The organism is Vibrio sp. V15_P4S5T153 (genome assembly GCF_963874485.1).
GTDB classification, from domain to species: Bacteria; Pseudomonadota; Gammaproteobacteria; order Enterobacterales; family Vibrionaceae; genus Vibrio; species Vibrio anguillarum.
This window is the reverse complement of record NZ_CAWNHR010000017.1, coordinates 297,996-312,889: the sequence shown is the minus strand read 5'-3', so window position 1 is coordinate 312,889 and position 14,894 is coordinate 297,996. Positions and strand designations below refer to the sequence as shown.

The 14,894-nt window shown below is 36.6% G+C and carries 17 protein-coding genes; 5 read left to right on the top strand and 12 right to left on the bottom strand.

Translation table 11 applies throughout. From position 1 onward, the window contains the following. Positions 1 to 476: 476 nt before the first annotated feature. The 4 genes from AACT42_RS11910 to AACT42_RS11895 are packed head-to-tail and all read right to left on the bottom strand — an operon-like array spanning position 477 to position 2,128. A complete protein-coding gene (locus AACT42_RS11910) occupies positions 477 to 1,352 on the bottom strand; it encodes a 3'-5' exonuclease (RefSeq protein ID WP_094131701.1) in 876 nt (291 codons plus the stop codon). A gap of 16 nt (positions 1,353 to 1,368) precedes the next feature. Then, positions 1,369 to 1,524 (bottom strand): hypothetical protein, encoded by a 156-nt coding sequence (locus tag AACT42_RS11905; protein ID WP_176432218.1) that lies wholly within the window; start codon positions 1,522 to 1,524, stop codon positions 1,369 to 1,371. Positions 1,525 to 1,538: 14 nt separating this feature from the next. Then, the gene (locus AACT42_RS11900; protein ID WP_094131700.1) at positions 1,539 to 1,928 is read right to left on the bottom strand and encodes a hypothetical protein; all 390 of its coding nucleotides are present in this window, start codon (positions 1,926 to 1,928) and stop codon (positions 1,539 to 1,541) included. A gap of 14 nt (positions 1,929 to 1,942) precedes the next feature. Beyond that, on the bottom strand, positions 1,943 to 2,128 hold the full coding sequence (locus tag AACT42_RS11895; RefSeq protein WP_094182813.1) for a hypothetical protein: 186 nt from the start codon (positions 2,126 to 2,128) through the stop codon (positions 1,943 to 1,945). A 100-nt stretch (positions 2,129 to 2,228) separates the two neighbouring features. On the opposite strand from AACT42_RS11895, the gene AACT42_RS11890 reads away from it, so the two are divergent. Next, positions 2,229 to 2,966: a GIY-YIG nuclease family protein gene (locus AACT42_RS11890; protein ID WP_176432217.1), complete on the top strand. Its 738-nt coding sequence runs from the start codon at positions 2,229 to 2,231 to the stop codon at positions 2,964 to 2,966. 8 nt (positions 2,967 to 2,974) lie between these two features. Continuing rightward, entirely contained in the window at positions 2,975 to 3,700 is a 726-nt protein-coding gene (locus AACT42_RS11885; RefSeq protein ID WP_094182811.1) for a peptidyl-tRNA hydrolase, read from the top strand. 104 nt (positions 3,701 to 3,804) lie between these two features. Here AACT42_RS11885 and AACT42_RS11880 read toward each other — a convergent pair whose 3' ends face one another. The 5 genes from AACT42_RS11880 to AACT42_RS11860 form a co-directional block, all read right to left on the bottom strand. Beyond that, the gene (locus AACT42_RS11880) at positions 3,805 to 4,803 is read right to left on the bottom strand and encodes a hypothetical protein (RefSeq protein WP_094182810.1); all 999 of its coding nucleotides are present in this window, start codon (positions 4,801 to 4,803) and stop codon (positions 3,805 to 3,807) included. 50 nt (positions 4,804 to 4,853) lie between these two features. Further along, positions 4,854 to 5,885 carry an ERCC4 domain-containing protein gene (locus tag AACT42_RS11875; RefSeq protein WP_094182809.1) on the bottom strand — a complete coding sequence of 344 codons (1,032 nt, stop codon included), beginning with the start codon at positions 5,883 to 5,885 and terminating at the stop codon, positions 4,854 to 4,856. Positions 5,886 to 5,986: 101 nt separating this feature from the next. Further along, on the bottom strand, positions 5,987 to 6,838 hold the full coding sequence (locus tag AACT42_RS11870) for a thymidylate synthase (RefSeq protein ID WP_094182808.1): 852 nt from the start codon (positions 6,836 to 6,838) through the stop codon (positions 5,987 to 5,989). After that, positions 6,835 to 7,083: a hypothetical protein gene (locus tag AACT42_RS11865; RefSeq protein ID WP_094182807.1), complete on the bottom strand. Its 249-nt coding sequence runs from the start codon at positions 7,081 to 7,083 to the stop codon at positions 6,835 to 6,837. Before AACT42_RS11865 ends, AACT42_RS11870 begins: the two co-directional genes overlap by 4 nt. A gap of 80 nt (positions 7,084 to 7,163) precedes the next feature. Beyond that, positions 7,164 to 7,547, bottom strand: a complete 384-nt coding sequence (locus AACT42_RS11860) for a DUF6750 family protein (RefSeq protein WP_044129018.1) — start codon at positions 7,545 to 7,547, stop codon at positions 7,164 to 7,166. Positions 7,548 to 7,924: 377 nt separating this feature from the next. On the opposite strand from AACT42_RS11860, the gene AACT42_RS11855 reads away from it, so the two are divergent. Both AACT42_RS11855 and AACT42_RS11850 read left to right on the top strand, forming a co-directional pair. Further along, the gene (locus tag AACT42_RS11855; RefSeq protein ID WP_094133736.1) at positions 7,925 to 9,262 is read left to right on the top strand and encodes a hypothetical protein; all 1,338 of its coding nucleotides are present in this window, start codon (positions 7,925 to 7,927) and stop codon (positions 9,260 to 9,262) included. Positions 9,263 to 9,370: 108 nt separating this feature from the next. Then, complete coding sequence (locus tag AACT42_RS11850; RefSeq protein WP_094133735.1) at positions 9,371 to 9,769, top strand: hypothetical protein; 399 nt, start codon at positions 9,371 to 9,373, stop codon at positions 9,767 to 9,769. 678 nt (positions 9,770 to 10,447) lie between these two features. Here the strand turns inward: AACT42_RS11850 and AACT42_RS11845 are convergent. From AACT42_RS11845 to AACT42_RS11835, 3 genes are read right to left on the bottom strand one after another with little or no spacing between them, the layout of a single operon-like run. Continuing rightward, on the bottom strand, positions 10,448 to 10,813 hold the full coding sequence (locus tag AACT42_RS11845) for a hypothetical protein (RefSeq protein ID WP_094182806.1): 366 nt from the start codon (positions 10,811 to 10,813) through the stop codon (positions 10,448 to 10,450). Positions 10,814 to 10,824: 11 nt separating this feature from the next. Next, positions 10,825 to 11,205 carry a hypothetical protein gene (locus AACT42_RS11840; RefSeq protein ID WP_094133932.1) on the bottom strand — a complete coding sequence of 127 codons (381 nt, stop codon included), beginning with the start codon at positions 11,203 to 11,205 and terminating at the stop codon, positions 10,825 to 10,827. A 14-nt stretch (positions 11,206 to 11,219) separates the two neighbouring features. After that, complete coding sequence (locus AACT42_RS11835) at positions 11,220 to 11,570, bottom strand: aminoacyl-tRNA hydrolase (protein ID WP_254918658.1); 351 nt, start codon at positions 11,568 to 11,570, stop codon at positions 11,220 to 11,222. A 610-nt stretch (positions 11,571 to 12,180) separates the two neighbouring features. Between AACT42_RS11835 and polA the strand changes: the two genes are divergently transcribed. After that, a complete protein-coding gene (polA, locus tag AACT42_RS11830; protein WP_094133930.1) occupies positions 12,181 to 14,865 on the top strand; it encodes a DNA polymerase I in 2,685 nt (894 codons plus the stop codon). Positions 14,866 to 14,894 lie beyond the last annotated feature (29 nt).

The window sequence follows — 14,894 nt, the reverse complement described above, 5'->3', positions numbered from 1 at the left end:
AGCCACCACTTCGTGGTGGTTCGCCTTTCACCACCACCTAAATTAACTCGCTTAGGCTCATTAGATTTAGATGGAGCACTTGGCGCTATTGGGTAGAAATGTTGTTGGTTTAACAATATAAGTTTCTTATAAAGTCCAATATTGAGCACATTACCCCCAAACCGCGCCATAAGTGCCTAGACAGGCACCTTATACCACCTGCCATTATCGCTTTTGTCCTTTCACGCAAGAAAGGGCGGGGTCATACCTAATGCTCGTGGGAAGAATGCCATGTGCCTTCAAAAGTAATCAAGGGCAAAGATTTTTTTGAAATTTCAGCAATGAACTGATTTACAGAGATAAAAATATATATTTCTACATTTATCATAGCGAATGGCAAGCATGTATTACTAATTTAAAGCGAAGAATGGGCGCTACACCTGACGGTATAGCACCCACAACTTTTATCAGCCCACCATCTAGTAGTGGTGGTTTTGCTAGGAAATAGCTTTGAAAACCCTTGCTGTATAGATAGCATCACTGTTAGCCCTATGCTCCTTTAGCTCGGACTCTAGACCTAAGTTCTGCACAGCTCTTTTAAGTCCCATCGTATCTCGACCATGAATTTTTGCGTAGATTGTTTGGAGATCTAAAAAGCTATGGTTCAGTTCGGGCTGACTAGTTCTTCTTAACTCTCTATTAAACGCTTTTTGCTCGATACCACCCCAGTGGACAAAAATGCATTTTTGTTGCTTATCGAGAAAGCTTTTCAGTTTTTCAAGATAGAAATTTTCGAAGTTTGGCATACCCTGGAGCATTTCAGTGCTAATGCCTGTTTTTTCTTCACAGTATCTACCCATTTTCATCTCTGGGAATGGTAGAATCAAAGAATCTAATTCAAACGCGGCTTCTAGGTTATCCGAACTTACCGCAACAAGACCAAAATCAACAATAGATTCTGTAAACTTGTCTGATCCACCTAGCCTATATTGGTTGTACTCAAAATCGAGAAATAATAGCCACTCAAAGTTTTCTCTTACTAGGTTAAGATGGTTTTTTGCATCTTCTGCACTTCTATGAGGCTGGGATTCGGAGTTAGCGGGAAGCCCTTGAATAAGCTCACCTAAAAAACGCTCTAGATTAAGCACATCATTGCCAACAAATTCGGTCATTGTCGGAAGTTTGTGGTAAAAATCACCTAATGTGATTTTACTTGAGAAATAGTCAGGATTGGTCTGACTAAGTAAATTACATGCAGATGAAATGCTTTTTTTTAGGCTTTTAACTTGAGGTTTTCTATGCAAACCCTTTTCAGTAGACTTGTATTGATCGAGGTTGCTAAGCCATTCCAGCAATTTACTTACGTCATTCATTTCAAATACCTTAATTTTATCCAGAATTTTCTCTTTTACACCATTCTAAGAATTCTTGATCTGATTGTATGTCTGAAGGAATTTCTACAGTCCCATGCTTTAGCATCAGAGCATAATCCAAAGAAATAGCATCTCTTTGCTCTTCACTAAAGTGCTGAATTTGATTATTCAATATAGCTTCCTCAGTTAACAAGTTCTTCTTTGATGTAAGGCAGCAAGAGTTCTAGAATTTTTATACATCATTACAACCCTTAAGTAAATAATAGCCAGATCGAAAACTATTCTTGAATCCATCTTTTTAGTTTCAGGAGACATTAAGGGCAATGCATGTATCGTTTCAAGAGATGAATCTGAAAGATACTCATAAAGAGGGATAACAACCTCATCTCGGTATGTACTGTATGAGCGCAACTTTATTGATGCTGATATTCGATTTATAAATCTGAGTAAATCAGAAGACTTTACACCTGACTTAGACAATGACTCAGTAACTTTATACAAGTCTTTATATTTTGATTTTTTATTTATTAAATTAACGAGTCGCAGGGCATCTTTACCTATGGTTAGATTATACAAAACTCGCTCCTTACTTAAGCGTTTTCACTTTCTATTTCCGTTTCACCATTTACTTCCTTCCAGCCATTCTCCCACTGAAGGAAAGCGTCACTTGGATTGTCCACGTATGTGTTTCTAAAAGGGTTTGCATCGATACTCATGCCAGAAGCCCTACAGGTTTTACCATTTTCATACGGGGTTTGATTATTGAGATTGTTCACATTATACACCGTTGCAATTATTGTTATTTAAAGATATATTGCCATTTGTTCTTACTTCTATCAAATGTTTTGCATACATTTAGTTAAAAAAGTGATAAAAATGAAAGAATTTTATTATGAAATAAAATGTCAGAAGCAGGACTCATTAGGTAGTTGGGCTTTCCCTCCTATGTATTCAGGACTATTGAAAGCTAAAGACAAAAAAGCAGCCCGAAAAGCCCTTGAAGATGAGTTCGACGTTGAATTACCTTGCCGTGTTCTCAAAAAAGATTTTGAAAAAAGCCCATATTTGCTCAAATTAAGAGAGCATGACGGAACTGATGAATATCTAAATCGTTTATTTGAAAACAGGAAATGCAAGGAGTGCAGCAATTCCTTTAGGCGAATTGACCTTTACAATGACCACAACGAGCAATACAAGGGGATAGAGTTTTGCTCTAGAGAGTGTCAGCAGAAATACGGAAATAAACACATTGCGTTCAATGCTTCCTGTATCGATAAGACACATGGAAATGCGCCTGTCATCTATAAGATCACTAATACGGCTGAAAATAAGCACTATATAGGCAAAACTTTGCAGGTTTTCACGTTACGCTGGTATCAGCATTTTTTTCAGGGTGGTGATTGCAAATTTCATAAAGCAATCAGAAACACCAAACTAACAGATTGGGAGTTTAGTGTTTTAGAGATTATTGGAGAATCACCAGAAGGTATGCCTATAGAGGAATACGTTCTCTCTAGAGAAACCCATTGGATGAAAAAGTACGATTCAATCGATAACGGCTACAATAGTCAAGTTTCTAGCATTACTGTACACGGGCATCTGGAAGAAGGTTGAGGTAAACGATGTTCACTATATATATTAGAAAAGACCTTGGAATGACTAGAGGTAAGATGTTATCCCAAGTCTCACATGCAGCTATGAAATACACGCTGTCACTATTTGAGCAAAATGGTGGAGTTTTAACTACTAGTTTGAGCACCATCGAAAAACTAAACCATGTATTGACCCACATAGACAAAGTTCTGAATATCCAATTTGTAAAAAGTGAAGAAGAACTTATCAATGTAAGCAATGCTAGTTCGAATCACTCAGTAAGTATTCTTGATAATGGACTGACGCAATTTAATGGCGTTAGAACACTAACTTGTGCTTTGGTTAATACTGACTTTAGTCTTCCAATTCTTAGAATCCCTGAATATGGTAAGAAAGAGAGTGATCATAAGCAAGTACTCGTATTTTATAGTAATGAGAGACTAAACAAGATAATCCAGATCAGATCAGCCATTAAAATGGCAATAGCGACTATCCTTGCACATGTCTCCCGTTGCAGTATTGACCTTAATTCTGAGAAAAATAGAGATCTACAAATCTGGCTTGATGATTGCTTTAAGAAGGTTACATTAAAAACTAAAAGTATTGATGTATTGATGAATCTAAAAGAACAGTCAGAATCAAGAGGCTTATTATGCGTAGAGGATATTGACACATACTCAACAATTTCTCTCGCGATAGGACCAGGTAGCAACAGAATGTATCATGAGTTAACGGACAAGCTGACACTGTACTAATTGAAATTGCAGCCTATAGGCTGCTCTTTTCCAATTATCTACTAATAATGGTGCTTTTTCATACCTGATATACTTAAGCCAATCTATGTAGATTGGCTTTGATTTTACTTTTTAAGTTGTTGAATGGCTTTCTTAAAACTTCCGTATTCAGTTTGACCCGCTCTAATAGAATGGTCAAACCTACTCAATATGGCATCCATTTTTATCTTTAAAAAGTTCTCGTGCGATATAAAGAAACTGCCATTTTCAAGCTTATGGATGAAATTTACTCTTGATGAATATTCAGGAATGATTAAATCTAAAAGCCAGCCTATATAAATTGAGTTTCGTATTTTGTTGTACAGTATTGGATCTTTTGAAATCAGAATATATGCTTTTCTAATTATATCGAATGCATTTCTATCACAATCAATGTAATAGACAAGCTGATCTTTATATTCGAATGAATCCAGGGTTATAAAATCAATGCCTAGATCTTCTGGGATTTCGCTGATGAATTCATTTAGATTATTTAGAAGAGCCTTCTTCTCACCATCTTCGACACCCGACTCTAACGAAACATCAATTTCTTCAACAACTTGCAAGCAATCTTTCAAGGCAGAAATTATATTTACTGATAGGCATATTTTAAACTTTGAAGGAAGTTTATTTATGTGATCGATTACTAATTTATCTTTCGCTCTCTTTGGGATTCGGTATTTTGATATATTATTTAAACAAGAGTATTCAGAAGTTTTTTGCTCAATTTCTAAAGTTAGTTCTTTATGCACATTAGTTTTCTTATCAGTAATTACCTTTTCGAACTCAATTCCATTAACATCTTTGAGATTTGCGAAAAATCTTGATTTAACTATCTCTTTCTTCTTTGAGTCAATGACAACAAAAGTTATCGAATCCATTAACGGGTTGTTCTGTCTAATGTAAATTCTATCTATTTTCAAAATTGTGTTTTTAGGAAGGGAAATTGAGTTCGAAACATTTACTGCTTCATATCCAAGGTAGGACTTAAGGAAGTTTTCATTTCTTCTTTCATTGATAACATTAAATGTAGTTTGGGATGCTAGCTTGATAGCATCCCCGATAGTTGGTATATAAAAAATCATCTTTAATCTCCATTTTTAGAAATTATAACAATGATCATCTGATTTATATACTAGAAATATCTTAATGAATTATATATTTTTTGAGCGTTGATCTCTCCAACACCTTTCAGCTTTTTCAAATCCAATAAGGACATTTTACTAAGTTCTACAATAGATATTCCTTCTCTTAAAAGGTGTGTAGCAGTCGTATGAGATATTCCTGGTATGTTCAAAAGCATCTTATAAAGATGATAGTTACTTGATTCACGCGCTTCAATATTGCAACGTGAAGGCACTACTTTGTAGTAGAGTTCTTGTTCAAGAAACCCCTGAGCTAACTTTGCAACCAAATACGCCGTATGATGCTTATTATAAGCCTGCAAGATGTGTTGATTATGGATCGCAGTTATGTAGTTAACCACACCATCTGTTTGCTTCGTTTCAGGGAAGGCATTATAAAGGCTTCTTTTCCCTTCTTGTTCCGATTCAATTATCCAGACAATTTTTGTCTCTTTATCACCGCGAGCGAACCTGAAATCAGATAACCTTTCAACTTGATCGTGAAAGTGCTTGGATACGGTGCTATTGTAAAGATCAGTAACTGTCTTCCTCTCTATAACCATTAATCTTTCATTTAGGTGTGAACCTATATGAATGTCACCAATACTAAGAACTGTTTGCTCGATTTGATTTATGGAAATTCTTTCGACCAGATCTCTTAACTCTTTAGGTTCTCTTGTGTCTATAAGCAAGTATGAATTCATTCTTGTGCTCTTTTTAAATGGAGCACTTTCGATTTTCCACTTATAGGTTTGACTGCCTAGCTCAAAAGGCTCTCTGGTATCAATTAGAGAGCTTATAATGCTTGAGATATCTCTACCTTTGGATTTTAGCTTTTCGTGGGATGTCTGCTTCTTAATCACTTGCAGACCCCTATTTTCAAGCTCATTCGCTAAAGCTTCAAGATCTCTATACTTTGAGAGTTTGATTGGATTGCTTTCATATGAAGTATCTGTAATGCCTTTAAGATACACATAATCACCATCAAGGACTATCTTGAACTTAACTCCGTCTTTATCAACTTCAATCTCGCCTCGTTCCAACTTAATTACACCTAAATAGATAAATGTCAACAATTATAGTTTAACAAATTGAATTTAAAAATGAAAAATAAAAAGCCGAATCGCAAGATTCGGCTTAGGGGCTAAACTGAAAATGGATACTCAATTGGGTCGTAATGTTCGTAACCTTCAACTACAAAGTCATCCACTGTTACCCATGTTTCTAGATCCTTCAGTGTTTTGATATCAGGATTAATGATTAACTTAGGTTGCTCCAAAGGCTCCCTTTTTAACTGCACATCTTTCATCAGATCAAACTGATTTTCGTAAATATGGCAGTTAACTAGCTTATGGAATCCCTTACCTGGTTTGTGACCCGTAATTTGAGCCATGACAGCTAGAAACACATAGACTTGCTGCATGTTTGCTACCAGTCCCAGAGGCACATCTACCGACCTTGACGTACTGTTCAGGAATAACTCTCCATCCAATAATGAGAATTGATGCGAATGCATACAAGGTCTCAAACACCCCATATGGAATTCACCTGGATTGAAAAATGTGATGATCTCACCTCTATTATCAATTCCATTTTTTAAATGGTTGACTACGTTTTCTAATTGGTCTATACTTGTCCCATCAGGGGTCTGCCAGCCACGAGCTTGCACTCCATAGATCCTGCCGCAATCGTCGGTGCCTTTTCTATGTGGATTCTTTAGCCAAGCCTCATTTTCATTAGCGTTTGCATCCCAAGAGCGTGTTCCCAATTTTCTAAAGTCAGCAGCATTACTGTATCCACGAATATAACCAATTAGTTCCGCTATCGCTAATTTTATCGGACTTTTTCTTGTTGTTACTAATGGGTATTTTCCTTCATCAACATCATAAGTGAAGTCAGCGTTAATAACCGTTAGGCATCTTTCTCCTGTTCGATCATTTACTACCCATTTTCCTTGGTCAACAATTCGTTGACATAAATCCAAGTATTGTTTCATGAGTCTTTCTCATATTGTAATTTATTTATTGATTTAATAAGTTCATTTTTAAGTTCTTTTCTACGAATACCACCAACATGCAAAAATTCGCTTTTATCCTTATCAACTAGCAAAAGAGCAATGGCTTCTGGCTGTACTTCAAGGGATTCCGATTCTATCAAATCAGCAATTTCTCTTAGCCACCAGCATATTTGGCTTTTGCCTCGGATGTTTTGAGGTTTTGTAGGGAATTTTAGAACAGACATATGATCTCAAATCCAAGTATTTATTTCAATAATAAAAAGGCGACATCTCTGTCGCCTTCAGCATTTTCAATCTTGCTTTGCTAGAAACCTGCATCGGCTTCAATACGCTCATTAGCTTCCTTGGCATCAAAACCAATTGTACCAGTAAGAAGAGCTACGATACTTGTAATGGAGAGCAGACCCACACCAACAAGTAAACTAACTAAGCCGTTTTTAGCATGTCCTTGGTTTGGCTGCTTATTGTCTTTGTAGAACAAGAACAAACCAACACCAACTAGAACTAGACCTACCAAGTAGAAAAAGCTCATAATCATGCTTTTAATTGCTTGAATGTTACCTTCGATGTTTTTTGCTGCTTCACCAGCATCTTTTACACTCGCGAACGCTACGTCTGGAGCTAGCAGTGAAAAACCTGCCAATAAGCCCAAGCCAAGGTACATTCCATGCTTTCTTGTTAATTTCATGATATTTTCCTTTTTTATTATTTATTAATTTCTTTTGTTATTGATATGTATAGTCTTACTATACTTTGGACATTATATTTAATGATCTTTATTCGATCAACCATTATGTTAATTATTAAATTTTAATGTGATTAATAATTACCCTGATGATAAATAAAGGCATTTCAAATGATTCCACACTAACAACTGGTTTTGTCAAAGAAAATTTTGATTGTTTCTACAGCACTCCCAACTTAATGACCAGATATTTTTAATCATATATTTAAATATACCTCTTTTCCTTCAGTGTAACATTGTGTATTATAGTAAACATTCAGGCGAGCTATCAGCTCGCCTTATCTAATTACAATAATTGTCATAATCATTTAGGTGTGTATATGGTTTGCGTAGAACAAAAAGGCAATAAAATAATCGACATTCAGCAAACTTTAGCAAAAGACTACACTAGAGAGACAAGTATTGAGCTTTTATTCCCAAAGAATTTTGAGATTGATGATGATAGTCGATTTGTAAATGGTTTCGATAGCTTTATTACTCAAAGCCGTAGATTCCATAAGGGTAACAGCATCAGTACTATGCTGCTTTATGTGAAACAGCTAGAAAAGAAAGATCTACCATTTGAAAAATTCAGTATTTCCATTAGCTTGTTCGCATTTCTATTTAATGGTCAGCTAAAGAGCAGTTCGATTAATGAAACTGAAGAGGATTCATTAGAGAATTTCGACAATAGTATCGATTCTCTTAAAACTTTATTGAACTCATTTAGGGATTTCCCTATTGAGGATGAAACTAAGTTTGAAAAATTTAGAAGCGTAGATTTTGTTCTATCTTTCAAGTTTGAACAATTTCTACTAAAAAACCTACTTACATTGCAGTCAATTAAAGATTCACAGGATCTTCGTGCAAAAGTTAACAATCTATGTATTGAAGAGCAAAAACATCGAAAGGACAAGATGTATCACGAGAAAGTGGGTTCTATGGATCTTAAAACTGAAGATGTTGATAAGATCACTCGTCTCACAAATAAAATGGAAATGCAGGAGAGGATTACTGAACTACCTCTTAAGCTAAACACGACCACGACCAATGTAGGTACAAAGGAAAAGTATTTAGCTATTGCGCTATCCACTGGCATTATTATGATCCTGTTCGGATTTATAATGCTCCAGTTACGACTTATGGGGTTTGATACTGGCTTACAATTTGTTTTAGGTTTTGCATTTCTTTATGTTATCCGCGATGTATTTAAAGAAAGCATCAAATCACGGATTTATAAAAAAATCATGGAGCATAAACCAAGACAAAAGGCGATTCTTCATTATCCTGGTCAAACCAAGCCCATTGGCTATAGCCAGACATGGTGGTCTGAAGGTTTGTATCGCTCAGATAAAAAGCAGCGAGGTGATAATTCGATAACAATTAAAGAGCGCACAACTTTAAGGGATTTCGATTATCATGGGTTTAAGAAAATAAAAACAGACTTACAAATTGATTTGGCTGAAATCATGAAAACCATTCCAAGTGATGGTAGGGAGATTTATTTGTACACAGCCAATGATAAACCAAGTAAAACAAGAGTTCCGCGCAGAATCAGAGTTGAACTCAAGATTCACGAAAAGAAAACATATAAAGGTCATGAAGAGACGGTTACATCAAGATTCCGAATTTTGATTGATAGAAATAAGATTATTCGTATAGAACCTATAAACTATTAAGCCAAAGCCTAGCAATCGCTAGGCTTTCTTTTTTAAGTTAAAAAGGATTGACCTAATCGGTTTTGAACATATAATTTACACAAATTAACAAATAAAAATGGAACTATAATGAAAAAACTACTTAAAACTATATTCACAAAAGACAACGCTAAATCATTTATCCATCGTTTCAACGACAATCTGGATAAGGTTATTGCTTTTCGCGATTCCGTAGGAAAGAAGGCTTTAGTAGGTTTTCTTGTTGTTGCTTCGGGTATTGCTCTTAATCACTATGACATTTTGGGTGGTTTGGCGATTTTTGTTTCAGTTATTGCTGGGATCTATACCTTTTTCACTTTCGGTGTGTACATGGCATTCCATATTCTTGAGTTCTATGTAACAAGCAAAATCAACGCTGCTGTAGGTTCGGTTGTTAGAGTTGGGATAGTTGCTGATGAGCTTACTGACTATACCGTTGAAAAGTTCAGAGAGCAAAGAACACAAAACAACGCAAAATCAGAAGCATAAAAAAGCCCCAATCATGGCAAGGCATTACGGTATCGTGGCGCTAGTCCGTTGCCCATTTAATCAATAGCCCTTGTTACACATAGTAAGGGCTAATTTTTATATTGGACAAATTTTATCCTTCCATATCCTGCTTTTAATAAATAGAGTTAATGAAAAATGATAGTAAAACTAACCTTAGATATGGTGGCATTCAGTATTCTTGCTATATCCTTTGCCGTTTCGTGTTTCTCGGTAAGTTCAATTATTATTAGAAATACGGCACTTGTTGTGCTTCACGAAGACTTATCAGAAAAGATACCAAGATGGGGGTTGTGAGCTTCGTCTTATCTGTGATGTTAGTGGGTGTCCTTTATCACTTAAATTTCACGGTTTTTTATAATGCTATGCAACTGTTGACTTTTATGTTGGGAAATACCTTTCTATATTACGTTGTTAGGCTTTTGCTAAATGCTGAAGAAATTGAAAAAAAGAACGGTAGTGTTATCAAAAGTGCGTTTGGATTGATACTTCTAGTTATGCCGCTTTTTGCTTTCTCTCTAATGTCTAGTGTCACGCTTTGTGGGTGTTTCCCATCTGAGATGTGCAACTGCTAACCCACAAAAAGAGGACTAAACGAGTCCTCTTCTGCTGAGCACCATGAAACCGCAATGCCGTGCGATCAGAGGCTATTTTCAATTATCATAACTCTTCTCTGTACATCTTCATTTCTTCTTCCGTTAATCCGAAAGCATCAATGAGGGTGTTAGCAAAGTTACCTTTTGGCAACCATTTACTAGGCTTGTATCTTTGCTCAAGAAATCCCTTTACGTTATCTAGAGCTTCTTCATAGCTGTCAGTAGACGGGTCGTGAGATGTTTTCTTAGGGTCTTTCCCGCGAATAACTGCATACAAAATGTACATTTCGAACATATGAGAGCTTTCTCTTTCGCTTTCCTTAGCATTTACAAAGGCTTTAAATTTTGACACGATTTCAAAAAATCTGTTTTTTTCTTGTGTTTTCATAGTGTTTTTCTCTTCAATATTTTTAGTAGTTTCAGTAATCATTTTATTATTCCTTAATTAAATTCTTTAGATTTGATAGCAGTTATATAAATCAGTTCCTTTTCTTCTTTCGTGAGACCAAAAGCCTCATCAAGAACGTAAGGTATTCTTCCCTCGAATGAATATTGAGATCGGTACTCCTTTCCATTCAAATAGTCATAAATATGATTTTCGGCGGTTTTGTACTTCAAAGAGCTGGCGTTGTGAGTAGTCTTTGCAACCGATTTGCCTCGAATCAGTGCGTTAAGAACGTATAACTCCATGCTGGATTCGCACTTATGACTCTTTGCTTTCTTTGCTATAGTTTTAAAGCTATCAACAATTTCTAGATATCTTTCTTTTGTAAATTTAGTTTTTAGTTCGGCTTTAAATACATTTAGGTTGATGTTTTTCATAATATTTCTCTCAATTATTTTATTAGCTTTAGTTTTCCAAGGACGCGTTTAACCTGGCGTTTGGTACATGGACCTACGCCGAGAGCTGTGACTATTGGACTTCCATCGAAGAATGGAAGATGCACATGTTGAGAATCAACAACTAATGCGCAAGGTACACCTAGCTTCTGGATTTCGTGATGGATTTTGTTGATATGTATTTCGTCGTTAGCCCAAAGACATACTTTTGAACCGCCAAATTCAGGGTTCTCGTAATCGTCTACAAGTGAGTTGCAGATTTCTTTGTTTCTAACACTATAATGAAAGGCGTGACCAATTTGAGAGCAAAGCTTTCCAGCATTCATCTCTAGGTCTTGTCTTGCTATTGCGTAGACATAAAGGTGCTCTTGATGAGCGGTTTTTGGAGCGTCCTCAGAGTTAGACTGAGTGCTTTTTTGAAGAGTTTCTGAACTTAGTTCAGTGCGGTCTGTCCGTGCGCAAGAGCTATCTGAATGGCATTGTCATGATTGTTTACCTACATATATAAAATTAAAAGGTGGTCTACAGAAGAATCGAGCTTCTTGAGAGCTTCGGTGATGCGAACCCCTCACTCCGAGATAGACCATTGGTGGCTTGCAGGGGTGTCGAACCCCTCTTCTAGATGGCTAGCGCACCCTCCAGAAATTCCCACGATCCAAGCCTTGGTGACTCGCAGGGGTGTCGAACCCCTCTTCTAGATGGCTAGCGCACCCTCCAGAAATTCCCACGATCCAAGTCAGTTGCCGCAGCGTTAGAAACCAAAATAAAGTTCTCGCATTTCACCTAAAAGAATAAGATTGGCTTTCCTTCGCTGCGAAAACAATATTATGAAATATAAAAAAGGCTGTCAATGGGTATTTCGAATATTTTTATACATCATAATAATTATTTGTCTTTTATTATACCTTGATTTGGTGTAAGGTAATGATTCAACTAATCAAATAAAAGATTTCCAAAATGACACTTGAGCTTAATAAGACCATGATTATTATTGATGGTAATTCATTTTATCATCGTGCTTTCCACGCAGTCCCTGCTTTGAGCAACAAAGAAGGCTTCCCAACAAATGCCATTACTGGCTTCTGTAACATGGTGAACCGAGCAATTAATTCAATTTCTCCAGACAAAACGATTGTTGCATTCGATCATAGCGGAAAAACTTTCCGACACGATATGTATTCTGAGTACAAAGCGAATCGTGATAAGACCGACCCTGTCTTAAAGCAACAGGTTCAACCAATTAAAGATATTGTTGAGGCTTGGGGTCTACCTATTTTGTCCATCCCTGGTTATGAGGCCGATGACACTATCACAACTATGGCGGTTAAAGCATCGAAACTAGGTTACATGGTTTACATTCTGACATCTGATAAAGATATGTACCAAGGGATCAATGAACGAATCAACATCATTGATACGCAGCAGACCGAAAGAAGCACAAAGCTACTCGATGCCGCAATTGACAGAGAAGGTACATTTAAGAAGTTCGGTGTATACCCTGAGCAGATTATCGACTTCTTAGCGCTTCAAGGAGATAAATCAGATAACATCCCAGGCATTGATGGTTGCGGAGATAAGACCGCAGCAAAATGGATCGCAAAATACGGCAGTCTTGAAGGTGTTTTAGCTAATGCAGGAGAAATTGGTGGCAAGTCAGAAGAAAAAATCGAAGCCGCTAAGTCACACCTATCACTAAGCAAAGCCCTAGTTACTATTAACTGTGATGTCGATTTAGGGAAAGGCGTAGAAGAATTTGTTGGTTGTCGTGACGAAGTCCGACTCTATGAGCTAACAACAAAGTACGGTCTTATGAATCTAAAGAAAGCGCTTGGACTTAAAAACCCAAATGCTGAAAGCATTGTTACTCAGTACACTACTGATGAAACGAAAATCCGCGAAATGCTGTTCAATAAGTCTAATTCGTCAATACTAAATAAGCCTATCCAGATCGACTTCTTCAAGTGTGAAGAAGGTGTGCAAGATTTATTTAGTACACAAGGTAACAAGCACTTAGTATTTAAAATTAATGATGAGTATTTAGTGGTTGATGTTGAGCAGTACACAAATGAATTAGCCACATTAGCGAAAACGCTAATTGACAGCCATGACTTTGTGATTGTCAGTCGAAACGCTAAAGAAGTACTAAAATCATTGGGGAGTTGTTATGACTCAATTGATGTGTTCCGATTAAAAGCACATGATGTCAATGTTTTACATTATGTCGCTGTCGGTGGTCAATCCAAGAAGCCATCAATAGAGTTTTTGAATAGCACATACTCTCATTTCAATCTCAATCCATTAAGAGAGAGGTACAAACTAAATACAACTAAAGCTGATTGGAATAAAGTACCATTCGAAGATGCAGCTTTGATTGTACTTGAGGAAATGCAGGTTAGCGCGAAAGTGTACGAAGAGTTAACCGAGCACTTAATGACGAAAGAGTATGCTGTTGACTCTAAGATCACACCTATTCTTGCATATATGGAGTTCATTGGGGCAAAAGTTAACCTAACGAACCTTAGAGAAATTGGTTCTGAGCTTAAGAGCCGCTTAACTACGCTAGAAGCGAATATTTATAAAGAAGCTGGTAAGAAATTCAATATCAATTCACCAAAACAGGTGCAGGCTGTTCTATTTGAAGATTTAGAAATTCCATCAAAGAAAAAATCTACTGCTGAATCTGTACTGACTGATTTAATCGATAAGCATACTATTATCCCAATGATACTTGAGCATCGTAGTGTATCTAAATTGTTGTCAACGTATGTTACAGGTATTGAGAAACGAGCTACCGAGAAAGGTAGAGTTCATACAACATATAATCAGGATGTTACATTAACTGGTCGATTGTCTTCTGAAGATCCAAACCTTCAGAATATCCCTATCAGATCGGAAGATGGGAAGCGCATTCGCTCAAGCTTTGACGCGAATACGGGGAATAAAATTCTGTCTATCGACTTTTCTCAAATTGAATTGCGCATTCTTGCTCATCGAGCAAATGAATCTTTGTTTATCGATGTGTTCAATGAAGGTGGTGATATTCATGAAGCTACAGCGAAACAAATTGTTGAAACTGATGAAGTGGATGAATCGCAGAGACGAAGAGCAAAAACAGTCAATTTCGGTTTGATCTATGATATTTCAGCGAAAGGGTTAGCTAAACAACTTGGTATCGAGAAAAAAGCTGCTGAACAGTTTATGGCTAAGTATTTCGAAAAATACGTATCTATCAAACCTTACTTTGAAGGTGAACTAGATTTTGCTAAAAGTAATGGATATGTAGAAACACTTGGTGGTCGAAAGATCAATGCAGGAGACTTAAACTCTCCAAACTCAATGGTTCGTTCACATGCCGAGAAATCAATCAAAAACGCAGGTATTCAAGCAACAGCATCGGAAGTGATTAAAGCAGCGATGATTGAAGTCTTTGACTATATCCTGAATGAAAGAAATGACATTAAACTCCTGATGCAAGTCCATGATGAACTAGTTTTTGAAGTTTCAGAAGCTAGACTCGAAGAAACTAAAGACACACTCAAAAAGTTGATGGAAGAAGCATACAGTAAGGTTTACGAGATCACCCTAAAGGTTCCGCTGGTGGCAGATGCCAACTCTGGTGAAAACTGGAACGAAGCGCACTAAAATCTAAAACGATAACTCACCAATTCTAA